Genomic DNA, 22,573 nt, shown 5'->3' with positions numbered 1-22,573 from the left:
TCGTTGTTTTAGTCAGGGTTGCTCACTCCGTTCGATCTTGTTCGTCTGAACAGGTATAGTTATCTCCAATATGATACCGCGGGCATGTTCTTTGGTTGATACGGATAACTCACCGCCTACATCCTCAACCCGCTCTTTCATCGCATTCAGACCAAATCCGTGAATAATGTGAATGGGGGACTTGCCATTATCCGATAATACAAATCGAAGGAATGCGGTATGTAAAGTCAATGAGAACTGGAAATGGGTGCTGGCTCCGTGGCGAATCCCATTTGTTAATCCCTCTTGCAATGCCCGGTAAATGGTGATCTCGATCATCGGTGACAGATCAGGCAGCAACGCGTCAATATGGCTTTCAATTTCAACATTGGTTTGTTTGGTAGTTTCATGGATCAACGTTTGAAGCTCGAGTATAAACTGGTGACCTGGGATGTTTTCACGCAATAGATGCACGGAAGTTCTCACATCATCCAGACCGCTGAGAATATTCTCTTTGGTTCGATCTATCATTTCTACCGCAATCGAATATTGGTTTTTGCCAATGGCATGAGACGCAGCCTGCAAACCGGTTAGCGCAGATGTTAACGTATGTCCAACAGAGTCATGAATTTCGCGAGATATTCGAGTTCGTTCTTGTAATTTGGCCCTTCTTTCCAACTCAATGGAGGCGATGCGTAGTTGTTCGTTGTCTCTGGCTAATTGATTCTTTTGTTGAAAAGCAATTTTGGCGAGCAGACTAATCCCAAAAATAGCAAAGTACTCAATGATGCGAGGCAAAACATAATAGATTTGTTCGAAGGGTGGAAAATAGTGATAGATTCGAAGGCTTATAACACAGATCAGATAACTGGCAATTGTAAATAAGATAGATTGGTTTCTGGAGCGATAAAAAGTAAATTCTCCAATGAGAATCAGAATATAGATTTGTGCAAAAAAATCTTCCGACAAGACAGAAATAACGATAGCCAATGCCAATTGAAAAAATAAAAATAAGAGACCCTTCGGGCGCTGAAGGTTAATCTTCATGATGTAGTCCCGAATCAAAACTGCAACCATATAGCCAATTGACAACAAACATAACTCAAATGAAAAATCGGGTGTGTGGAACAGTAAGATTATCGTGGTTCCGATAACGATCGTCGTCAAGATTAGTTTTATTCGATTATTTAATTGTGCATCCAAAGTAGACCTCGCATGAAATAGGAATATGTACTCTCCTTATTTTATCATAAACATGACTTAAGTCATATGTTTTGGAAATTAATGTCGAAAAATAGCCGTAATTCGTGTCCATTGGTGAAGTTCTTCATCTACAATAGGTCATTGGTTTTATTTATAATGAAGATAGACTTTAAGCGGAATGGAACTTTGTACTTATCCTAACATCCGTATATGAAATAGAGTTAAAAGGGGTCCTTTACCAATGTTTCTGATTATCTGGAACGCAATAGGTTGCTTTCTTTTTATTTCTATTATGCTGATTGTCAATGGTTTAATAAGGGAAAGAAAGTCTGAACAGGCGGAGCTGCCACCTGACAGCATGAAAACCTTGTATGAAGAACGACGCTGCTCTTGAACAATGCGACAAGGGAATACAAGCAATTGAATGACCTTCTGTCCCAGAGAACGGAGCACGCCATGCAGCTATTTTCAGATACCTATCACTTTACGCAGCGGGAATCGGAAATTCTCATTTTGATCGCCGCATACGGTTATTCCAATCGTGAAGTCGCGGAACAGTGCCTGATTAGTGAAAAAACAGTCAAAAATCATCTTGCCAATATGATGAAGAAGATCGATACCCGTTCTATACGGAAATTGCTTTCCCTATTTATCAATCATGTCATTGCGCACACGAAAGAGAATCGCTCCACCTAAACAAATAGTGAATGTATATGATTGGTAGTATTCGTGGGGAGGGTTCCGAGACCACTTTATTTCCAAGCGTTTCAGCATCTTATACCTGTGGCTGTGATCGTGTATGGAGTACAGTGAACGGTGTGATTTCTTACACGGAAGATCCGCGTGACCGATGGACCAATTATGGCTCCAGCAATGAAAAGGATTGGCTAACTATTGACTTTGGTTCGGCTAGAACGTTTAATCAAGTCAAATTATACGTATTTGACGATGGTGGAGGTGTTCAGCCACCGGCAGATTATCTGATCCAGTATTGGGATGACAGCAGCGGTTGGATGGATCTAACGAATCAAACGAGAACCCCGGCGATACCCGAAGCCTTTTTAAATACAGTCAATTTTGATGTCGTCACCTCGAGTAAACTAAAAATTGTATTTACGAATAACAATGCGTATGTTGGCCTTGTGGAGCTTGAAGTTTTTTTGCATCACACGGAAGAGGAAGAACAGGCAATCATGCAAGTGATGACGCAAATAGAACATTTGCCGAGTCAAGCCGAAGTCGTATTATCGGATAAGCCTGCGATTACAGCAGCTCGTGCGGCGTATGAGCTGCTCGCTCCAAGTCAGAAAGGCTTTGTGACGAATCTAAGTCGACTACTAGCGGCGGAAGAAGCCATTACCGCACTGGAAGCTGTCCCTCCTCCTAGAGCCATAGATGTGGCAATCTTGTCAGCTTTTGGCGACGCTGCTGGACATACGATCACGATAAAATTATCTTCGGTTCTAGACATCACGTATGTCTTACAGGCAGATAAATTCATGATTGCAGAAGATGAAGCTTCTGTATCTGTCATGAATGCTGTCTACGATGAAACAGATAGCAGTCATCAAACGATTAAACTCACTTTTTCCTCACCGGTGCTATGGAATGCCACGGCAGTTCAATTGTCTATACAAAGCAGTGCATTCAAAACGAGCAATAATGAATTCAACCATGCTATTCCTTGGCGACCTGTTATCACATTCAACAATCTGGATCTTTCGCTTGATCATCGAATTGGTATTGATGATATTGTACAGATCATTATTCACCCATCTCGGCTTTTTGATGTTAATCAAGATGGGATATTTACTCAAGAGGATGTATCAGATCTATTGGAGCAAATATCACCCAGTATCAATTGAATGAGTGGCACTCGCGGTATATGGATACACAAAATGCGCTGGTTGAGAAGAATGTTCTTCTCAATCAACGCATTTTTGTGTTTGCTAGGTGATTCAACCCTTATTTGCGTGTGTCAGCAGCACCGGAGGCATCGGAAGCTTCTGATGCCGTGCTGACATGGAGCGCCCCCATGCCTCTTGTCATTCTTGCCAGTGAAGTGGAAAGAGGCTGCAGGAAATCAAGCATCGCTTGAATCGCTACTTGCGGATCGACGGTTTCTCCGCAGGTATAGCAGTCGAGTGCAGCGAATCCCTTTTCTGGATATGTATGAATGGACATGTGACTCTCTGATAAAAGAAGGAGAACGGTAGCTCCCTGCGGCTCGAATTGTTTGGATTGGATGGAAAGAATCGTGGCTCCGCTGGCTTCCGCAGCCTGGACCATTTGCTTGCATAACAAGTCAGCCGAATTCAAGTGAGCAAACGCAACTCCCCAAGCATCCACAGCAACATGACGTCCATACGTCGAATATTCCATCATTCAGCACTCCTCTATTCGGATTTTGCGCAATTCTCTCTTGTATAAACGTCGACGGTCATAAAAGGGAGCAACTACGCCTTGCTTGCGATTCTCATGAAGTTTAGCGAAATCCAGCTCGGCAATCACAAACATATCCTGGTTCAACTCACCTGCGCGGATAATCCCTGCTTCTGAGAAAGGCGTATCACACGGTGTGAATAAGCCAGCTTGGCAGTACCCTTGGTCAACCTGCGGGCGGTCTTCCGGAAGGGATCCGACCATACCACTTAGTACGACGAAAAATTGATTCTCAATCGCTCTGGCTTGGCAGCAATAGCGAACGCGGTGATAGCCAAATGCCGTATCGGTGTAGGAGGGACAGAGAACTAATTCCACACCGCTTTCAGCAGCCAGTCTGGCAAGTTCGGGAAATTCAATATCATAACATGTCAGAATGGCCCAACGTCCCCACTGCGTTTCAATAATATTCAGCTTGTCTCCTTCCACAAGGGACCAGCGGTTCCTTTCCTCAGGCGTCAAATGAAGCTTATTCTGCTCCTCCATGCGGCCATCTGGGAAGAAGAGAATGGCTTTATTGACGAACCCTTTTTCCTCCCGGCAAATATGGGTACCGCCAAGAATGATAACATTCAATTCACGGCTATAACGCTGAAAAAAGGTGATATACGCGCTAGTATATGTGTCTAGATGAGAGCAAGCCTCTTCATGTGTCATCACCTGCTGATAGCTTAGCAAATGTGCCGTGACATATTCGGGGAAAATAATGAGCTTAGCGCGATTCTCCGCTGCCTCACGTAATTTCCTCCCTAGTCGGGACCAGAATGCGTCGTCGGATTGGACATCTTGCAGACCGTACTGAGCGGTTGCAACGGTAAGAGTTTGCATGAACATGGGCTTAAGCGCCTCCCTTGACTAAGAACGAATTTGAAGGGAATAAATATCTGTCCGGCGATCCCGAAAGGTGAGGACATCCGTCGACTTGCGATGACGCTGCAAAATTTCCATATCCACCTCGGCCATAATGACCGTTTCTGTATTTTCACTGCATTCTCCAGCGATCCCGTCGCGCGGGAAGGAGAAATCAGCAGGTGTGTATACACCGGACTGCGCGTATTGAATATCCACATTGTCTACATGTGTAAGATTTCCTACAGTTCCCGAGGTCACGGTGAAAACTTGATTCTCAATCGCACGTGCTTGCGCACAATATTTAACACGCAGAAAGGCTTGACGATCTTCCGCGCAGAAAGGCACGAAAATAATTTGAGCGCCTTCCTCGGCTACAATACGCGAGATTTCTGGATATTCGATATCGCTGCTTAGCTGGATCGAGATTTTCCCGCAGTCGGTATCGAATACTTCCAGCTTCGAGCCCCCGTTAATGCCCCACCAGCGCCGTTCATTCGGCGAGATGTGGAGCTTGTACTGCTGTTCAATCGTGCCGTCGCGACGGAATAAATGACCGACATTATAAATACGGTTGTTTTTCTCAACGAAATGGGAGCCGCCGATAATGTTTACATTATATTTAACCGCTAATTCGGTAAACAACTCAACATACTGCTTCGTGTAGGTCGTTAGCTTCCGAACGGCAAGACTCGGCGAGCGTTCCTCCAGGAAGGAGAGCAACTGCATCGTTACATTTTCCGGGAATACGGCAAAGTCTGATTTGTAATCGGCAGAAACATCCACATAATGCTCGCATTGTGTAGCGAATTCCTCAAAGGAATCAATTTTTTTCATCATATATTGAATGACGCAGATGCGGACGGGGAACGAAAGCTTATAGTGTGTTTTGCTGTTGCTTGGCTTGTAGTCAATATTGTTCCACTCGAGCAAAGCCGCGAAGTTCATCGAGTCCTCGTCATCGGATAAATAATTCGTAATAATACGCTTCAGCGTGAAGCCATTCATCATTTGAAAGGTAAGAACAGGGTCATAGATGTTCTGCTGAAGCACTTCTTCCGCATATTCTCTTGGCGACATCTCATCGCTATGCTTATGATAGCCGGGAATGCGTCCCCCGACGATAATACTCCTTAGATTAAGCTTCTCGGCCAGACGCTTGCGTGCTTCATACAGCCTCCTGCCAATTTTCATACGGCGATAGTCTGGATGGACCATGACCTCCATACCGTACAAGTTTTCACCGCGCGGGTTATGGTTGCGAATAAAGCCTTTATCCGTAATCTCTGAATACGTATGCTGCTCTAAGTAATCGTCGAAATTGACGATCAAGCTCGAACACGAGCCGATGATATCGCCATCCAGCTCAACACATATTTGTCCCTCTGGGAAAATGCGGATGTGACTTTCCAAATGCGCTATTTTCCAAGGGTTCATATTCGGAAAGCAAATGTGCTGCAAGGCGATAATTTTCGGGAAATCTGCGGCTTCAATGTTGCGGATAATCACTTTCTTTTCAAATTGTGAAATTTGATCCGATGTCATATAGTCTCCCCATTCAAGCGTTAGTTTGTCTTCATTATAAGCCCGTACTTTAATACCCGTATTATTGGAAGGTAAAAGGATTGTAAACTTTGACAAGATTCGTCATTTTACTTCGTTCCCTAGAAATTATGAAAGCGTTCCATAAAATCGTCCTTTTTTTACTAAAAAAATATTTAACAATTCTAATTGCATAAAATAAGGTTATTTACTTCCAAGATTCGACAATTCAACGATTTTCGGATAAAATGATGTCGAATATATACAATAATTTACTCTTATTTCTCGAAAGAGGGTGCTGCCCTTGAAGGTCCATTAGATTCATTCTAGTTAAAAGAAAATGGAGGCTAAATTATTATGGGCAAAAAAATCAGTATGTCTTTTTTTACAAAGAACTTATTGCTTTCATCCTTTAATATCTTTTTGATTGGTGTATTGCTTATCGTTTCCAGCTATTTTATTCAAAAGAAAATTCTGATCAATCAGCTTCACAATCAAATTCAAACGGTCACAGAGACCTGGTTCAAGCAACTGGATTCAAGTAAAGTTCAAACGGCGATGAAGGAGAAAAGCTTTAAAGGTCCTGTCCAGACAGAGCTTAGAGCGCTGATGGATGACATTAGTAAATACAATCCGACGATTGCGCAGGCTTACATATTCGGCACTGAGCTGCAGGACGGCAATAAAACATCGCTAGGCGTTGTTCCGACGCATCTCATTCAGCCGCTCGAGGAAGCCAAATTAACAATCGGAGACATGTATGAGCAGCCTCCAGTCATAGCCAAAACGGTCAAAAACATGCTGGGTTCCAAAGTTGAAACGTTCTCGGACGTATATGCAGACGATTATGGGACATGGACAACGATTACATATCCGATCAAAGATCAAAGCGGTGCGATCTATGCCTATTTCGCCGTAGACACAGATGCTCGTGCTATACCTGAGGGCTTAAATAAGCTGCTAATATACGGGCTCACGATCCTGATTGTTTCCCTCATCGTGATCATTACGGTGCAATATTTTATTGTCAGAAGAACGTTGTCCCCGATCCGGGAATTAATCAGAGGCATTGAACAGGTCAGCGCTGGCAATCTGGATGTCGAGCTTCGGACAGGTACGGACGATCTTGGCACGATTAACAAGAAATTTAATCATATGGTCAGCACGATGAACAATACGATTGTCAAAGTACAAGAGCTTTCTGTTCATGTGGCTGAATCGGCGAAAGGTCTTTATACGACCACAGAAAAGAATAATCTGCATGCGGAAACCATTAATTCGCATATCAAAATGATTACGGGCAATATCCAGCATCAAGAGCAATCCAGTATGGAAAGTTCGCGGGCCATTTCGGAAATTACAAGTGTGATCCAAACGATTGCACACAGCTCATCGACCGTTGCCGACGAAGTAAACGACGTAGAGACCAAGTCTGTGCAAGGTGACATCGTCGTGAAAAGCATGGTTGAGCAGATGGCGCTCATCAATCAGTTCGTACATGCGACTTCTGAAACGGTCCGTTTGTTAGACCGCCGTTCGCAGGAAATCGGGAACATTCTTGGCGTCATTACTGGTATCGCCAGTCAAACGAATATGTTGGCATTGAATGCCGCGATTGAGGCCTCTCGCGTAGGCGAGCACGGGCGTGGTTTCGCCGTTGTTGCTGGAGAAGTTCGCAAGCTGGCAGAGCAGTCCAATCAATCCGCAGATCAAATTTCTTCGTTGATTAAAGAAGTGCAAACGGAGATCCATCAAGCGTCCCAATCCATCAACGAAGGTACTCACGTTGTTGAAAAAGGAGTGGTCATGGCGGAGGAAACCGGGCATTTGTTTACGGACATTTTAAATGCAACCAAAAATGTGTCGGCACAAATTCAGGATGTATCCAGTGCTGCACAGGAAATATCGGCGGGCACGGAACAAATATCCGCGAATGCTGACGAGCTCAGTGTTGCCGTTAGCAAGACAGCGACCAATGCAAGTGAAATCAGTCACTCCATCGACGAACAGAAACATCATTTAGAATCCATCGTTCAATCATCCAATGTTCTTTCAGCAACAGCAGAGGATCTTAAGGAACTTATCAAGCAATTTAAAGTTAAAAAATTGTAAGAGCGAGGATACCCTATATGACCATAGAGAGAATGAACCCATCGGATCAGAGAAAAGAGATCGAGTACAATGTGATTCAAATTCCGTTAGACTTTGCTCGCCAGTCCAGAACATATCAGTATGCAAGGCTGCAAATGGAGCTGCCATCCCATTTGCGGAGCATGATCGACAAGCAGTATACAAGTCAGCAGGATCGCTTAGCATTATTCTTAAGCATTTATGCGGCATGGATTTATCGCTTCTCCGGAGAGCATGATATCGTCGTCGGTACTATCGCAGATCGTCTTCCAGCTTGTTCAATCCTAGTTTCTGTAGAACACGCCAAAATGTTTCGAGACCTGTATAGCGCCGTACGCAGACAACTGGACAGACCATCGTCAGAAGGTATTAGTCACCCAGAGACGTTTCTCACTCTCAATCAACAACTCGAAACCCCGGATCATTCGATCTTGAACTGGTCGTTTACACATAATCATCAACGACTCAGCATGTGCATGGAATATGATGTTTCGCTTTTTAAAGAACCTACAGTTCAACGTTTCAGACAAGCTTATCTTAAACTGCTCGAGGCTGTATTGGCTGATGATGCTGTTCATATCGGCTTGGTGCCTCTCTTGTCGGATGAGGAACTTGCGATCTACGACCAGTTGAACGATACAGCGTTCCATTATCCAACACAATTCACGGTTCATCGGATGTTCGAACAGGCTGCTGGCAGATTCGGCAGCCGCCCCTCTATTTCTTCTGAAGAGGGGTCGTATACATACGAATCCTTGAATGAGCGGGCCAACCAAGTTGCGCATATGCTGCTCAGCAAAGGGCTGCGTAAAGGGGATTTCGTAACCTTATTCATGGAACGCAGCCTTGATACGATCATCAGCCTGCTGGGCGTTCTCAAAGCTGGAGGGGCTTATGTACCCGTTGATCCGGAATATCCCGAAGAACGCATTCGCTACATTATTGGCGATACGAAAACCGGCTATATCCTGACTAAGCAGATCCATGCCGAACGCTCTGAACAGCTCACGGCAAGTCTTGGAACCGTGAAAGAAATTATGCTGGTCGATGGCGACTTGAGCGCTTACGCTGCGGATAATCCGCAGGTAAGCGTCGATCCGGACGATCTAGCTTATGTGATCTATACATCGGGCTCCACCGGTCAGCCGAAGGGCACGCTCCTGGCGCATCGAGGCGCTGTCAATCTGGGCACGTTCATTTGCGACAAATTCGCGATCACAGAGCAGGACGTGCTGACCCAGTTCGCAACGTTCAGCTTCGATGCTTCTGTATGGGAAGTCATCAGTGCATTATATGCGGGAGCGCATTTGCATTTATTATCGGCGGAAGAACGGGTTTCCATCGAAGCCTTCGCCGATGCTGTCGCTAAAGCGCAAACGACGATCATTCCGGCCGTGCCTACCGTGTTCTTCAATCAGCTGGCTGTTCGTTTGTCTGATGCAGGATTTCGTAAGCTAGCTAGTTTGAGAGCGGTTATGATAGCCGGTGAAGCCTTATATGGTGAACAAGTCAGAGCGTTCCAAACCAAATCGAATGGTCAGATCGATATTTACAATTTGTACGGTCCTACGGAATGCACGGTCGGCACGACTTTTCACCGGATCAGCGAGCCTATCCCTGAGAAACTGACGCATATACCGATCGGAACGCCGAATGGGAATTATAGGGTATACATCGTCAATCAGGAGCTGCAGTTGTGTCCGCTGAATGTTCCCGGAGAGCTTCTGATTGCCAGCGTCGGCCTAGCCAAGGGTTATCTCAATCAATCGCTCAAAACAGCGGAAGCTTTCATTCCGAGCCCATTTAATCCCGATGAAATAGTGTATAAATCCGGCGATATTGTCAAGCTTCTGGAAGATGGCACGATTGAGTATGTTACACGGCGAGATTCGCAAGTTAAAATTCGAGGTCATCGCATTGAAATCGGAGCGATCGAGGATTACTTAACCAAGTACCCCAACATCCAGGATACGGCCGTCATTCCCGTGAAGGAGCCCGGCGGGCAGCAAGCGTTGGTCGGCTACTACACGACAAAGGATGGATCTCCTTTGCCTGCCTCGTTAATTCGAACGTTCCTGCATGACAAGCTGCCAGCGTACTATGTTCCCAAATGGCTGGTGCAGCTTGAGGAAATGCCGCTTTCTCCAACAGGAAAAGTGGAGCGGAAGAAGCTTGCTGGCTATGAGTTTGAACAAAATGAAGAGCAAACCTTCATAGATGAAACTAAGAGGCCTGCAACCGAATATCAAAAGCTCATTGCTGCTGCTTGGGAAGCTAATCTAGGCAAGAAACAGCTTAGCATTGAGGATGATTTTTTCGAAATTGGCGGAGACTCGCTAGGCGTTATTCAAGTGCTTGTGCACTTGAAGCCATACTGCCTGCAGCTAGCGATTCAAGACTTGTTCCAGTATAAAACGATGGAGCAGCTTGCTAAGCGGATGGAGCAGTTGGATCAAGAGGTCCAGTATGTGCGTGAGCGCTCCCGTCCCAAAGCGATCAAAGTGCTTCATGAGTACCCGCGCATTGAACAACTGGCAGGTGCATCCAAGAATCCTGCCAATGTCAAAGCAGCGGCGTGCATGGTGTTAACCGGCGCCACCGGCTATCTGGGATCACATATCTTGTATGAACTCTTGAAGAAAAGCTCAGCGCAGATCATCGCTGTCATCCGTCATTCACCGGGACAATCAGCCTACAGCAGGCTTCAGGACGTGATGTTGACTTACTTTGGGGACAGTTTGCTAGAACTGCTGAAAGAGCGGGTTCAAGTTATTGAAGGTGATTTGTCAACACCACGACTAGGTTTGTCGACCGAAGACTGGGAGCGAATCAGCGGTCAAACGGATGCGATCATTCATGCAGCAGCTGACGTTAGACATTTTGGCAGTGCGGAACAGTTTGAGCAGACGAATGTGCGAGGTACCCAGCATTTGATCGAGCTCGCGGAATCGAAGCCTGGCATTCAATTCCATCATATTTCAACCATTGCGATCCCTGAAGACCTAGCGCTTAATCATCTGTGGGATTCGGTTGAGAAGTTGAACGATTTCTCACCCAATCTGCATCTTGAGAGTGTGTACTCCAGCAGTAAGCTGGCTGCCGAAAAGCTGGTTCTGGCTGCAGCTAAGCGAGGGTTGGCCGTCAGCATTTACCGCCCGGCGAATCTTACCTGCCATTCGGTGACAGGCAAATTTCAGACGAACATCGACAGCAATGCTTTTTACCGCATGTTGAAAGCTATGCTCCTGCTCGGCAAGGCGCCTGAAGCCGATTGGCTTGTGGACCTTACGCCAATTGATTATGCCAGCAGCTCGATTGTCGAGCTTGTTCTGAAGCAAGACGCAATTGGTCATATGTTTCATATTTGCAATCCGAATCCTATTCCGTATTCGAAGCTCATCCAATACGTCAATGAAATGGGATATCAAGTAGAAACGATGCCCTTCGATACGTATACAAGATGGCTGTTTGATCCGAATTATGTGAAAAATCAGGAGGCTCTTGCGCTGGCTATGGCGCAGTTGGAAGGCGACGGAGCCAAAGATTCGGAGTTCCAGTATGGCTGTGAGCTTACCTTGTCCTACTTAGGCGATTCAGATTTCAAATGTGCTGCATCCGACTTTGTCTTCATTCAGAAGTTAATTAGTTACGCTGTACATATTGGCTATTTCCCTGTGCCGCAGAAGCGGCGCGAACCAAGCAAATTACTTGTATAAATAATTTAACAGGCAAAAAGGCCCGCACGCGTTGTGTGGGCCTTTTTGCCTTGTTGAGCTAGCGGGCTTGTTCAGTTCATGTGCTAACTTAATTTCTTGATAACAATAGAAGCATTTACGTTTGTTTGAGTGCCGCCTGCCAAAGTCTGAAGGGTAACAGCAGCAGCTGAACTATGGTTTCGCAAAGTAAGAATATCGCCGGCGGCTAGAGCAACGATAGCTTGCCCTTGATTCTGCTGAGTGCCTGCACCGGAACCATACACGGTTCCCGCAACTGGAACACCATTTAAACATAGGGCGAATTGGTTGGGCTCTACACCTGACACGTGAAAAGTAACCTCATAGTTGCCCGGATTGCTGACCGCAATTTGGGTGGTTGCGGGCGTATGCGTAATTCCCGGTGATAGAATGCCATTTGTATCAAAAACAACATCGGACTCTATGGGAACAGTTTGAGCACTAAGATTATAAATAAATCCGAATATTATCGGGGGACCGATAGGTAATATGATCGCCATGTATAATCACTTCCTAATTGATATAATGCATCTTAAAAGTATATGTACAAAACAATATTACCTTATAGATGTTTAGAATTGACGAGATGCTGACGTTCCAAATCAATTGTCGCATCTCGTCATTAATAAAATTAGTTCACAACAAACTCAATGACAATCGGAGTCGCAGGATCGAGTGCATCACCATTTGGAATGGTAATAGCCGTAGTAGTAACAGTTGAAGTATCAGCTGTTTGAATCTGTCCATTAATGTACAGATTATAATACGCTGGCGCCGTTGGAAAAGCAGTGGCAGGAGTACCTGTGTCATTGGTGGTTGCTGTAGCAAGAATATTAAAAGCAACCCCGACACCTGTTCCATCTGCTGCTGTAGCACTGAATCTTCTCGAAGCCATAAAAGGCTTTGTAATTGGCATGAATATCACCTCTCTTCTCTCAACTAGCTTATGTTATTGATAGATAATAGGAACGGCTAATCCATAACGTATAATTGATTATTTTAAGAGATTATTTGAGCCGAGAAACGAATAGATTCAAGAATAATAGGTGTATTTGAAAAAATAGTTTGGTTGTTGAGGTTAATGAGCAAGGCACTTTCATTTAAAAGATAGATACTGCTTTCTTGCAACATCCCATTGATGTAAAGATTCGTATAGCTATTTAGACCATTGTTTGGAAATGCGGTTATGGGAACTCCCTCATCGTCTGTGAATTCATGAGCAGGGATGGTTACACGGGACTGAATATCTGAGGTCACTATATAAAAATATCTTTGAGCAATTGGCAAAATGATGATGTCGGGGATTATGACAGACCCCGGTGGTCCTGTGGGGCCTTGTATGCCTTGAAGCCCTTGAAGCCCTTGAAGCCCTTGAAGTCCTTGAAGTCCTTGAAGTCCTTGAGATCCTTGTGGACCTGAAGGCCCTTGAGCGCCTTGCACGCCGGGAGCTCCTTGAGGTCCTTGAGGTCCTCGTGGACCGGTTAAGCAAGGTTTCTTTTTGAATGTAATAACTTTTTTAGGTTCTTTGTTTCTTTTTCGCCTCGTACAAGTACACCTTAATTTCAATCTCGATATTCCACGTACTTTCTTTTTAGGCTGCTGTTTTCGTAGCGCTCTTTTCTTTTTTGTAACTTTTTTGAAACATACGGCTTCCCCCAAGTTAAACACCTCCCGATGCAATATTCTATCTTATGAAATTGCCAAGAGGAGGTTTGGACTAACAATGAATATAGAGTGCAACCTATTTGTATTGAAATTAGATGGAAGACTGCTCCGATTATGTCTCTCCCCAAAGGGGGCCTGCACCAAACGAAGTCCACAGTAAAGTTTCCCGACCGCAACACTTTTAGCTTTCATTCAGCGGAAATTAAGCTGATTTTTATGTTAAAATCATCCAATTTTCAGGGCGGTTTCATGAAAAATTCAGGAAGCATCTCTATACTTTGATTTGTAAGCAACAACAGACGTGGAGCCACGAAACGGAAGGATGGAGATTGAGATGAGAAAACAACTGGCAGTACTGATGGGTGCAGCGTTATTAGTCACAGGAGCAAGCGGTACGGCATTTCCTGTAAAGTCGGCGTATGCGGCGGAAATCGGAACGACAACGACGTCCGTTGAGGGATCGGTAGCGACAACGGCAGATACGCAATCTGGCACATCGGCGGCAGGAGCAGCTATCAACTACAATACATTGCTGCTGAACAATTGGCTTGGCAAGCTGGATATCCACACTGAGGCGGCAGCGGGCGCGAATTCCGACGATTTCCAAAATGCGCTCGCATCGGGAGCGACTTTGATGGCAGCCTCGAAGCTGAATCCATCGGATTTAATCGATAAATTGAAGACGATGTTCGCGGAGGATATGGCTAGCGAAGTGCAGTCAGGCAATTTGTCGGCACAGGAGGCCGCGGCGTTGGAAGAAACGGCTTACCCGCGTATCGCCGACCTCGTTAGCAGCGGATGGTCGACGGACAGCCAACCAGCGGTTATTCAAACGGACGGAGCAGCCATTTTACATAGCCACTTAAGTACAATAGCCGATGATGCATCGCTGCCGTCAGGAGTTAGCACAATTGACCTGCGCAAAGCGCTGCGCAGCGGCAAAAGCTTGGTAGAAGCTTCAGGCATGGATGCATCCGCCTTGAACGATGCGCTTACAGCACTGTTCAATCAGGATCTGGAAGCTGCTGTGAAGAATGGCACACTTCCTTCTGACCAGTTGGAGAATGCGGAGAAGGACGGAGCCTCAGCCTTATGGGACGCGGCGAGCACCCCAGGCTACGATCCCGCAACGACACCGTGGATGGAACAATATGGACAGCGACTGCTGGCGGATAAACTCGATCCTAGCTCCGTTATCCAGAAGGCAGCGATCTTCGCGGGCAAAGACATTGATGATGTTCATTCCGCACTTTTAGCAGGTCAAAGTCTAAGTACAATAGCAGGAATGTCCGAAGCCGATCTGACTTCGCAATTGACAGCTGACGTTAACGATGCGTTGGAGCAAGAATGGGAAGCTGGCAACTTGTCAGTAAAATTGCTCACCAAGCTAGAGCAAAATTCGGCGGATGCCCTGCAAAAAGCAGTTGACCAGAACGGGTTCGGAACGCAAACTGCAACCGGAACAAGCAGCCCGGCACTCGCCGCCGAGAGTATTCGTTCCGTAGTTGGGAACATAGCAGACTATGCAGGCGTGGCCGTTTCGGATGTGCGTGATAAGCTGGCTGACGGTCAGCCCTTAGTCAATGCGACGTCTGTGGATCCCGCGGAATTGACCAGTATGCTGCAATCACGGATCGACACATTCCTGGATACTGCTGTTCAGAATGGTTGGCTCACACTAGCGGATGAACAGCCGACGAAAACAGAAGCATACGGGCTGCTCAATGCCGCCATCACGAACGGCAATTACAAAGCCTCTGTTGATACCAAGCAGTACCTGACCGACCGACTGAATCGAATCGTCGACGACGCTGCTGATGTAACGGAGACGAAAAGCGCCGATTCCGCTGATGCAACACAGATCAAAAGTTTCGATCTGCTCAAAAGCATGGCAGGCGGCAAGAGCTTGCAGCAAGCCGTAGGCATTGACGCCGATTCGCTTCTAATTAAACTGTTGCGGCATGCGAATGAGGAGATTAACGGCTTCGTGGCTGGCGGTGGGCTGTCCGAGCAAGATGCTGCTAAGCTTAAACAAGATTATGCCTCAGCAGTGACTAAACTGCTTGCCAATAACTAACAATCGCAAAAAAGACTGTGTCGGTCGGCTCAATTAGCCGATCCACAGTCTTTTTTTAAGGTCATATTTATCAGAAAATGGATAGTTAGGGATATTATTTTGGAATTGGATGTGAAAATGAAATGACCATTCGTCTAAGATTAACCTTACTTTACTCAGGTATCTTAGGATTTGTCTTACTGATTTTTGGATTATCCTTATATTTTTTCCTGCAGTTTTATATGTTTAATGATTTTAAAAAAACACTTAGAGCTCAAACAACTCAGATCCAGCGAAATGTTGCGTATCAACTGGAGCTTTCTCCCAAAGGGTGGAATTTGCTTATTCAGCTTGATGATTTTGATACCGTTAGCTCGGGCATGTTTATGCAAATTACTAACTTTACCAGTGGATATAAGACCAAATCATCAAATCTAAGGAAGGTAGACCTTCCTTTTTCAACGGAGTTTTTACAAAATAATAAAGTGGGTTATTACTCCATTGAAAGTATTCATAATACGCCTTTTTTAATTTATAATGATCCATTGCTATTAAATGGGAAATTAGTTGGTGTTTTGCAAGCTGCCTATAATGTTGGTGTTATTGAGAGCTTCCTTACGAATTTGCGATGGATTCTTAGTATCTTGTCCCTATTTGTCGTAGCTCTTGCGACGTATTTAGGATGGCTTTTCTCGCGAAAAGCGCTAAAACCGATCTATACCTTAATCCATGCAACGAAGAATATAAAAAACAGTGAAGACTTCGGAATTAGAATAAACTATAAAGGGCCATTAGATGAAATTGGTCTTCTAAGCGATACGATGGATAAAATGCTTGAACGCATCCAAACCATTTATGTTGAGTTAGATAAATCCTCAGAGACACAGCGGAGATTCGTAGCAGATGCCTCACATGAACTGAGAACTCCACTTACAACTATTCATGGAAACGCTGAGCTGCTTTATAAAATGTGGCAATCTTTACGACTGAAACTTGCTCATCAAGCCGAAAGAGAGGAAATTGAACTTTCTATTGAAGCGCTGCAGGATATCACGGATGAATCTAGGCGAATGGGGAGACTTGTTAACGATCTTCTATCACTGGCAAGAGTGGATGCTGGTCTTCAAATTAATAAAGAAATACATGAATTAAAGCCTATCGTCGAGAAAGTAGTAAGAAAGGCTGAGTTCCTTCCAAAATCTGTGTCCGTGAAGTGGTCAGCAGAACATATAGAGCTTTTGCGAAATCTGTATATTTCGGGTGATGCAGATTATTTGCAGCAGTTATTATTTATTTTTATTGATAACGCCTTTAAGTTCACTCCTGAAGGATCCGTGAAGATGGATGTTGAAAGGACGGGGAATAAAATAGCTATAGTAATCAAAGATACCGGCATTGGCATGGATGACGACGAGTTAGTTCATATCTTTGAACGGTTTTATCGAGCCGACACTTCAAGAGGGAAAACCCCTGGCACGGGGTTAGGGTTATCCATTGCCAAGTGGATTTTGGACATGCATGAAGGATCGGTTGAGGTGGCTAGTTGTAAAGGGAGAGGGTCTGTTTTTAAAATTTGGCTGCCCCTGCATGTCGTACATAACGAACGTCTAATTAATGATTAAACACGCTGGCTAGCACCGTCATAGACTTCGGTACATCGGGCGCTGGGGATCCTGCATGCGATCCTACGCCTACTACTTGGATAAAAGCATCCCGGTACTGGCTGCGATTTCTCGACGCTCTGAGCGAGCGGAAAAGGCCGTCTCGACGCGGGAAAAGGGCATTTCCCCGCGAAAGTAAGCTGAGCCTGCCGAAAAGGCAGTCTCAGCAGGAGAACAGCCCCGCATCTGCTTGGAGCCAGTCAAAAACGCAGTCTCACCACGCAAATATGGCATTTTCCCCGCGAAAGTAAGCTGAGCCTGCCGAAAAGGCAGTCTCAGCAAGAGAAGCCCCGTCACCGCGCTGAGCGAGCGGAAAAGGCCGTCTCGACGAGGGAAAAGGGCATTTCCCCGCGAAAGTAAGCTGAGCCTGCCGAAAAGGCAGTCTCAGCAGGAGAACAGCCCCGTCACCGCGCTGAGCGAGCGGAAAGGGCCGTCTCGACGCGGGAAAGGGCATTTCCCCCGCGAAAGTAAGTTGAGCCTGCCGAAAAGGCAGTCTCAGCAGGAAAACAGCCCCGTCACCGCGCTGAGCGAGCGGAAAAGGCCGTCTCAACGAGGGAAAAGGGCATTTCCCCCCGCGAAAGTAAGCTGAGCTTGCCGAAGAGGCAGTCTCAGCAGGAAAACAGCCCCGTCACCGCGCTGAGCGAGCGGAAAAGGCCGTCTCGACGCGTGAAAAGGGCATTTCCCCGCGAAAGTAAGCTGAGCTTGCCGAAGAGGCAGTCTCAGCAGGGAAACAGCCCCGCATCTGCTCTGAGCCAGTCAAAAAAGCAGTTTCACCACGCAAATAGGACAATTTCCACCGCGAAAGTAACTTGCTGGGGAAAGAGGCCCGGTTTCAGTCTTATATCGGTGCAGGCGGGCATGATTTTCTCGAAGGAATTCGCATGATGGCTTATTTGTTTTTGGATCGCTGGCTGAAGAACGTCGACGGCTAGGTAAGAGGAGTTGTTTGTTGTCATGATTTTATGGCATCAACGACTCCTTTTTATTTTGGGAGCAGTGTAGGGTACTAGGCAAAGTTAGTACTTAATAGGAGCTAGGGTTAGCGATAAGATGGCTATAGAGGACGATGAAGCTACAATGTCCTAGACTATTCTTAGGTGGTTGAACATGACTCTATTTGCATTTTTGATTGCGCCAACAATTTTTATTTATTTAGGCTTGTATACGTTTCAAAATGTGCCTGTTACATTCGCCTTGTTTTATGGATGGCTCTTGCTCATTCCCCTCCTCAACAAACCGAAAGGCTTGAAAAAACTAATGGACAAGGGCTCGCTTTTAAATATTACTGTAGGAGTGGGCCTAGGCGTGGGGAGTATCGTCCTTATTATGACGGGAGGAGCTTTGCTGCAGCATGAACTGTTCGATTCCTCACAGATTGAATTCCTGTTAAAGGATTGGAAGTTTTCAGGAGAATATACGGGACTTCTTGTTTGTGTATTAATCATCGTTAATCCTTTTTTGGAGGAGCTGTACTGGCGAGGGTTTATCCTTCTAAAACTTGATCAAGTAAAGCATAAAGTAATGATCTCTTCTTTATTTTATAGCTTGTACCACTTTCTTGTATTACTGCCGATGTTCAAGGCGCCTTACGCTGCAATCTTTTTCTGTGCAGTCTTCCTTGCTGGAATCATTTGGGGGCGGATGGTTGTACACTTCCGTACATTATGGGGTTCTATCCTTAGTCATTCTTTGGCTGACATAGGAATTATGATGATTTATTTTTTCTATATTAGCTCAAAAATGTAAAAACGTAGAGGGATTTGGCCTTTGAAAGGCGAAAATTTAACTAAACGCACAGGAAGTCTAAACAAGAAAGGACAGGCCATGAGAATGGATCTTCTTTTAGCAGAAAAACGGGTAATGGAGTGGGCGACAGCGTGTTCAGATGAACTTGGATTTCGTCGTTCGAGCATAGAAGCAGCTTATATTTGGAATCCGGGAGGATTTGTTAACCAGTCCTATCGAATATCGGATAGCGAAACGGTTCGGCATGTCAAATTCGCACAAGCGGCAAAAGCGCCATTTTTGAAGCAATGGGCTGCGATTAGTGAATACCTTACCGAGCATTATCAGGCTCCTAGTCTTGTTCTAGAAGTGAACCAGGAAATATTGCCTGGGTATCCTTACGGTTTGGTGTTTGAGTTTATTGAGGGGAAACCATTAAGCCTCGCTGCCAATCCCCAGTCCGTGATTCAGAACGTGTTAGAAAAACTAAATCAATTGCATACGGATAAAGAGATTCCAAAACTTATTGCTACTGAGCAAGCTTGTTCGTATTCAGATGCCTTTACGGAGGCGTATATTACTCGGTTCGAAGAAGATTTGGACATTATTAGATCGGAAAAACATCAGTTGAATTTTGTGACAGATAAGTCGTTAGCTTGGTTTAGCACGGAAGTGGATGCCTTAAGAGAAAAGGTGAGTCAGATGCCCTCTTTTCAAAAGCAGGCAACAGATATCGTACATAATGATATCAACTGGCAGAATATCTTAGTTAATGATCGTGATGATTTTTGGCTGATTGATTGGGATGATTTAACCGTAAACGGGGATGCTGCAATGGATTATTCCGTCTTCTTGTGGCCGTTATATCAGACGAAGGATTGGGCGTTTTGGAAAGAATACGTCAGCCAATTAGCCGGGCAGGAAGTTGTTGAAAGGATGGAATTCTACTTTAGGGCAAAGCTGCTGGATGATGTCATTGATGTACTCGCTGACTATATTGAGGCGGAGAATGTACCAGAAGTAAAAGAAAAGACGCAAAAGCGAGCCATGGAAATACATCTACATGCGTATGCTGAGTATATGAAGCGTTACGTCTGAATAAAAGGATCGATGTGAGGAAGGAGGCGGTGATCGGTTGAAGCTCCATGTTAAAATATTGCTTTCGTTTCTCGTCTCGGCAATAAGTGCTGTAAGTGGGGGGCTTCTTGTCTTTAATGGTTTTGTGAATGGGAATCAATATGCGGCTGAGTTCTCAAGACCTGAAAATCAGACGAGCTGGTCCATATCTCAAGAGACAATAAGAGCTTGTACCTATAGCCCTGTAATTTTCGGTAGTACATTGCTTTTGTTAGCCGTCATGATTTTTTCGATTGGATGGTATTTCTGGATGAAGGAAACCTCCTAAGCATGAGTTTCACCTGAGCGAGTCCCTGCTACTTAATGGGGGCTCGCTTTTTTACTTTTTTAGAACAGTCCCCTAAATTCACAGCGTTTCAACAGTTTTAACAACTTTGCATTATCTTGAAAAGGGTTAAATAGCACAAATGGAAGGGTTTTCAAAAATGTCTAATTGGCGGAAAACGCTGGCAAATGCATAATAAGGCTACACCGCTTACGAGGCGAACGAGGAATGAGGAGGTGAAGGGGATGAAGCAGGCGATTGCCCCCAACAATAAGCGCGCAGCATCAACGACCGATATCCAAGGGCTGCGCCGAGCGCGAGTGTTAGGGCGATTACGGAAGGATAAATGGATATACGTGCTGTTGGCCCCAGGTTTGTTATATTTCATTATTTTTAAATATGTGCCGATGTGGGGCGTTTTGCTCGCCTTCAAAAACTATCAGCCCTTTTTGGGATTCTGGAAAAGCGATTGGGTTGGCTTGGAGCATTTCCGTATTTTCTTCGAAAATCCTGAATTTTTAATGCTTTTGCGCAATACGCTTTTGCTGTCGTTTTATAATCTGGTTTTCTTTTTTCCTGCCCCGATTATTCTGGCATTACTGTTGAATGAAATCAGGATAAATGTATATAAGAGAACAATTCAAACGCTCATCTATGTGCCGCACTTTATTTCATTAGTAATTGTCGCCAGTTTGACCTACGTCTTTCTAACGACAGAGGGCGGGCTTGTGAATGAAATTTTACAGAAATATACAGGCGCCAAAATCAATTTCTTGGCGAGTCCCGACTGGTTTCGCCCGATGATTATTATTCAAACGATGTGGAAGGAATGCGGATTCGGAACGATCATTTTTTTGGCTGCGTTGGCAGGGGTAGATGTTGAACAATATGAAGCTTCAATTATGGATGGAGCCAATCGCTTGAGGCAAATGTGGCATATTACGCTGCCTTCTATCCGGAGTACCATCATTATTTTGCTTATCCTGCGAATGGGGGATGTCCTGGACAACGGATTCGAACAGATTTTCCTTATGCGCAATCCGCTGAATCGAGAGGTGGCCGAAGTGTTCGATACCTACGTTTATTTGATGGGAATTACACAAGGTGCGTTCAGTTACAGTACGGCAGTTGGTTTGTTCAAATCAATCGTAGGCGTCATCCTTGTTCTGGGAGCGAATTGGACCGCGAAGAGATTCGGGCAATCGGGTATTTACTAACATTCGGACATCTTACCTAAAGGAGGACAACGGATTTGTCCAAGAAGTACAGAAGCACTTCAGGCACCATTTTTGATGTAGGCAACTATCTTGTTCTTGGGTTGATCGGCTTGACCGCGATTCTCCCCTTCATCTATGTCATTGCGGGCTCCTTCGCCTCGGATGCAGAATTGACGAAAAGAACGGTTTTCCTCATTCCGGAAACTTTTAGTTTATCGGCGTACAAATTTATTTTCTCAACGGACACGATTATGAAGAGCATCTGGGTATCTCTCTATATCATGGTGGTCGGTACAGCTGTGAATCTATTTTTTACTGTGACAATGGCCTATGCGCTATCCAAACGAGGGTTAATAGGGCGAAACGCTGTCTTAAATATGGTCGTTTTCTCGATGCTGTTCGGGGGCGGACTGATTCCTATGTACTTAGTCGTTCGTGAGCTTCATTTGCTAGACAGCTACTGGGCATTGATGATCCCGGGAGCAATCAGTGCCTTTAATTTAATTATTGTGAAAAATTTTTTCCAGGAGCTTCCCCCAGAGCTGGAAGAAGCGGCCAAAATCGACGGCTGTACGGAGTTGGGGCTGCTTTGGAGAATCGTCCTGCCTTTATCAATGCCGGTGCTCGCTACTTTCACGTTGTTTTACGCGGTTGGTCATTGGAACAACTTTTTTTCTGCCCTGCTTTACATCAATGATCCTGCGAAGTGGCCGCTTCAGGTCATGCTCAGACAGATCGTGCTGTTGTCGCAGATGGCTGCCGGGGATGCAAGTACCGTAGATCCACAATTCGTCAAAGACCAGGAGCAGTCGATTAAGATGGCTGTGATCGTGGTAGGGACCATTCCCATCCTGCTCGTCTATCCGTTCTTGCAAAAGCATTTTGCCAAGGGGGTCTTGATCGGATCGGTCAAGGGGTAACACGGATTACGATACAAGCAAGTCATTATTTTAGAGGAGGCACGAGAA

Annotated in this window: 17 protein-coding genes and 1 pseudogene; 11 read left to right on the top strand and 7 right to left on the bottom strand. The window is 45.2% G+C overall.

The window, feature by feature from the left end:
- Nucleotides 1-12 precede the first annotated feature (12 nt).
- Nucleotides 13-1,182, bottom strand: a complete 1,170-nt coding sequence (locus tag HQN90_RS23565; RefSeq protein WP_173223219.1) for a sensor histidine kinase — start codon at nucleotides 1,180-1,182, stop codon at nucleotides 13-15.
- Between the two features lie 456 nt (nucleotides 1,183-1,638).
- On the opposite strand from HQN90_RS23565, the gene HQN90_RS23560 reads away from it, so the two are divergent.
- Together HQN90_RS23560 and HQN90_RS23555 are read left to right on the top strand one after the other, a co-directional pair.
- The gene (locus HQN90_RS23560) at nucleotides 1,639-1,878 is read left to right on the top strand and encodes a response regulator transcription factor (protein WP_173223217.1); all 240 of its coding nucleotides are present in this window, start codon (nucleotides 1,639-1,641) and stop codon (nucleotides 1,876-1,878) included.
- A 113-nt stretch (nucleotides 1,879-1,991) separates the two neighbouring features.
- On the top strand, nucleotides 1,992-3,047 hold the full coding sequence (locus HQN90_RS23555) for a galactose-binding domain-containing protein (RefSeq protein WP_173223215.1): 1,056 nt from the start codon (nucleotides 1,992-1,994) through the stop codon (nucleotides 3,045-3,047).
- A gap of 100 nt (nucleotides 3,048-3,147) precedes the next feature.
- Here the strand turns inward: HQN90_RS23555 and speD are convergent, their stop codons facing one another.
- Genes speD through HQN90_RS23540 form a run of 3 tightly spaced genes read right to left on the bottom strand, consistent with a single transcriptional unit; the run spans nucleotide 3,148 to nucleotide 6,018 of the window.
- On the bottom strand, nucleotides 3,148-3,564 hold the full coding sequence (speD, locus tag HQN90_RS23550; protein WP_173223278.1) for an adenosylmethionine decarboxylase: 417 nt from the start codon (nucleotides 3,562-3,564) through the stop codon (nucleotides 3,148-3,150).
- Between the two features lie 3 nt (nucleotides 3,565-3,567).
- Nucleotides 3,568-4,458 carry a carbon-nitrogen hydrolase family protein gene (locus HQN90_RS23545; RefSeq protein WP_173223213.1) on the bottom strand — a complete coding sequence of 297 codons (891 nt, stop codon included), beginning with the start codon at nucleotides 4,456-4,458 and terminating at the stop codon, nucleotides 3,568-3,570.
- A gap of 21 nt (nucleotides 4,459-4,479) precedes the next feature.
- On the bottom strand, nucleotides 4,480-6,018 hold the full coding sequence (locus HQN90_RS23540) for a bifunctional GNAT family N-acetyltransferase/carbon-nitrogen hydrolase family protein (RefSeq protein WP_173223211.1): 1,539 nt from the start codon (nucleotides 6,016-6,018) through the stop codon (nucleotides 4,480-4,482).
- 354 nt (nucleotides 6,019-6,372) lie between these two features.
- Here HQN90_RS23540 and HQN90_RS23535 point away from each other — a divergent pair, with 354 nt between their 5' ends.
- Nucleotides 6,373-8,127: a methyl-accepting chemotaxis protein gene (locus HQN90_RS23535; RefSeq protein WP_173223209.1), complete on the top strand. Its 1,755-nt coding sequence runs from the start codon at nucleotides 6,373-6,375 to the stop codon at nucleotides 8,125-8,127.
- 17 nt (nucleotides 8,128-8,144) lie between these two features.
- Entirely contained in the window at nucleotides 8,145-11,861 is a 3,717-nt protein-coding gene (locus tag HQN90_RS23530) for a non-ribosomal peptide synthetase family protein (protein WP_246362797.1), read from the top strand.
- A gap of 83 nt (nucleotides 11,862-11,944) precedes the next feature.
- On the opposite strand, the pseudogene HQN90_RS23525 reads toward HQN90_RS23530, so the two are convergent.
- The 3 genes and pseudogenes from HQN90_RS23525 to HQN90_RS23515 all read right to left on the bottom strand — a co-directional run.
- A pseudogene (locus HQN90_RS23525) lies at nucleotides 11,945-12,343 on the bottom strand (BclA C-terminal domain-containing protein); the annotation flags it as partial.
- 167 nt (nucleotides 12,344-12,510) lie between these two features.
- Nucleotides 12,511-12,795 carry a DUF4183 domain-containing protein gene (locus HQN90_RS23520; protein ID WP_173223205.1) on the bottom strand — a complete coding sequence of 95 codons (285 nt, stop codon included), beginning with the start codon at nucleotides 12,793-12,795 and terminating at the stop codon, nucleotides 12,511-12,513.
- An 83-nt stretch (nucleotides 12,796-12,878) separates the two neighbouring features.
- Nucleotides 12,879-13,538 (bottom strand): DUF4183 domain-containing protein, encoded by a 660-nt coding sequence (locus HQN90_RS23515; RefSeq protein ID WP_246362796.1) that lies wholly within the window; start codon nucleotides 13,536-13,538, stop codon nucleotides 12,879-12,881.
- 340 nt (nucleotides 13,539-13,878) lie between these two features.
- Here HQN90_RS23515 and HQN90_RS23510 point away from each other — a divergent pair, with 340 nt between their 5' ends.
- From HQN90_RS23510 to HQN90_RS23480, 7 genes are all read left to right on the top strand, one after another.
- Nucleotides 13,879-15,621, top strand: a complete 1,743-nt coding sequence (locus tag HQN90_RS23510) for a hypothetical protein (protein ID WP_173223203.1) — start codon at nucleotides 13,879-13,881, stop codon at nucleotides 15,619-15,621.
- Nucleotides 15,622-15,743: 122 nt separating this feature from the next.
- The gene (locus HQN90_RS23505; protein WP_173223201.1) at nucleotides 15,744-17,222 is read left to right on the top strand and encodes a sensor histidine kinase; all 1,479 of its coding nucleotides are present in this window, start codon (nucleotides 15,744-15,746) and stop codon (nucleotides 17,220-17,222) included.
- A gap of 1,146 nt (nucleotides 17,223-18,368) precedes the next feature.
- Nucleotides 18,369-19,007 (top strand): CPBP family intramembrane glutamic endopeptidase, encoded by a 639-nt coding sequence (locus HQN90_RS23500; RefSeq protein ID WP_173223199.1) that lies wholly within the window; start codon nucleotides 18,369-18,371, stop codon nucleotides 19,005-19,007.
- Nucleotides 19,008-19,028: 21 nt separating this feature from the next.
- On the top strand, nucleotides 19,029-20,084 hold the full coding sequence (locus tag HQN90_RS23495; protein WP_173223197.1) for a phosphotransferase: 1,056 nt from the start codon (nucleotides 19,029-19,031) through the stop codon (nucleotides 20,082-20,084).
- 37 nt (nucleotides 20,085-20,121) lie between these two features.
- Complete coding sequence (locus tag HQN90_RS23490) at nucleotides 20,122-20,391, top strand: hypothetical protein (RefSeq protein ID WP_173223195.1); 270 nt, start codon at nucleotides 20,122-20,124, stop codon at nucleotides 20,389-20,391.
- Between the two features lie 242 nt (nucleotides 20,392-20,633).
- Entirely contained in the window at nucleotides 20,634-21,605 is a 972-nt protein-coding gene (locus tag HQN90_RS23485) for an ABC transporter permease (RefSeq protein WP_173223193.1), read from the top strand.
- Between the two features lie 35 nt (nucleotides 21,606-21,640).
- On the top strand, nucleotides 21,641-22,525 hold the full coding sequence (locus HQN90_RS23480) for a carbohydrate ABC transporter permease (RefSeq protein WP_173223191.1): 885 nt from the start codon (nucleotides 21,641-21,643) through the stop codon (nucleotides 22,523-22,525).
- The last annotated feature ends 48 nt before the right edge of the window (nucleotides 22,526-22,573 follow it).

This window comes from Paenibacillus alba (assembly GCF_013204855.1).
In the GTDB taxonomy this organism is placed as follows: Bacteria; Bacillota; Bacilli; order Paenibacillales; family NBRC-103111; genus Paenibacillus_E; species Paenibacillus_E alba.
Note: the sequence above shows the minus strand (reverse complement) of the source record. Positions and strands in the feature narration are given on the sequence as shown.

What these genes read in the sequence shown, in the direction of transcription:
- HQN90_RS23510 (WP_173223203.1), top strand. Translation starts at nt 13,879, where the DNA reads ATGAGAAAACAACTGGCAGTACTGATGGGTGCAGCGTTATTAGTCACA.
- HQN90_RS23530 (WP_246362797.1), top strand. Translation starts at nt 8,145, where the DNA reads ATGACCATAGAGAGAATGAACCCATCGGATCAGAGAAAAGAGATCGAG.
- HQN90_RS23535 (WP_173223209.1), top strand. Translation starts at nt 6,373, where the DNA reads ATGGGCAAAAAAATCAGTATGTCTTTTTTTACAAAGAACTTATTGCTT.
- HQN90_RS23500 (WP_173223199.1), top strand. Translation starts at nt 18,369, where the DNA reads ATGACTCTATTTGCATTTTTGATTGCGCCAACAATTTTTATTTATTTA.
- HQN90_RS23560 (WP_173223217.1), top strand. Translation starts at nt 1,639, where the DNA reads ATGCAGCTATTTTCAGATACCTATCACTTTACGCAGCGGGAATCGGAA.
- HQN90_RS23505 (WP_173223201.1), top strand. Translation starts at nt 15,744, where the DNA reads ATGACCATTCGTCTAAGATTAACCTTACTTTACTCAGGTATCTTAGGA.
- HQN90_RS23545 (WP_173223213.1), bottom strand. Translation starts at nt 4,458, where the DNA reads ATGTTCATGCAAACTCTTACCGTTGCAACCGCTCAGTACGGTCTGCAA.
- HQN90_RS23540 (WP_173223211.1), bottom strand. Translation starts at nt 6,018, where the DNA reads ATGACATCGGATCAAATTTCACAATTTGAAAAGAAAGTGATTATCCGC.
- HQN90_RS23520 (WP_173223205.1), bottom strand. Translation starts at nt 12,795, where the DNA reads ATGCCAATTACAAAGCCTTTTATGGCTTCGAGAAGATTCAGTGCTACA.
- HQN90_RS23485 (WP_173223193.1), top strand. Translation starts at nt 20,634, where the DNA reads ATGAAGCAGGCGATTGCCCCCAACAATAAGCGCGCAGCATCAACGACC.
- speD (WP_173223278.1), bottom strand. Translation starts at nt 3,564, where the DNA reads ATGGAATATTCGACGTATGGACGTCATGTTGCTGTGGATGCTTGGGGA.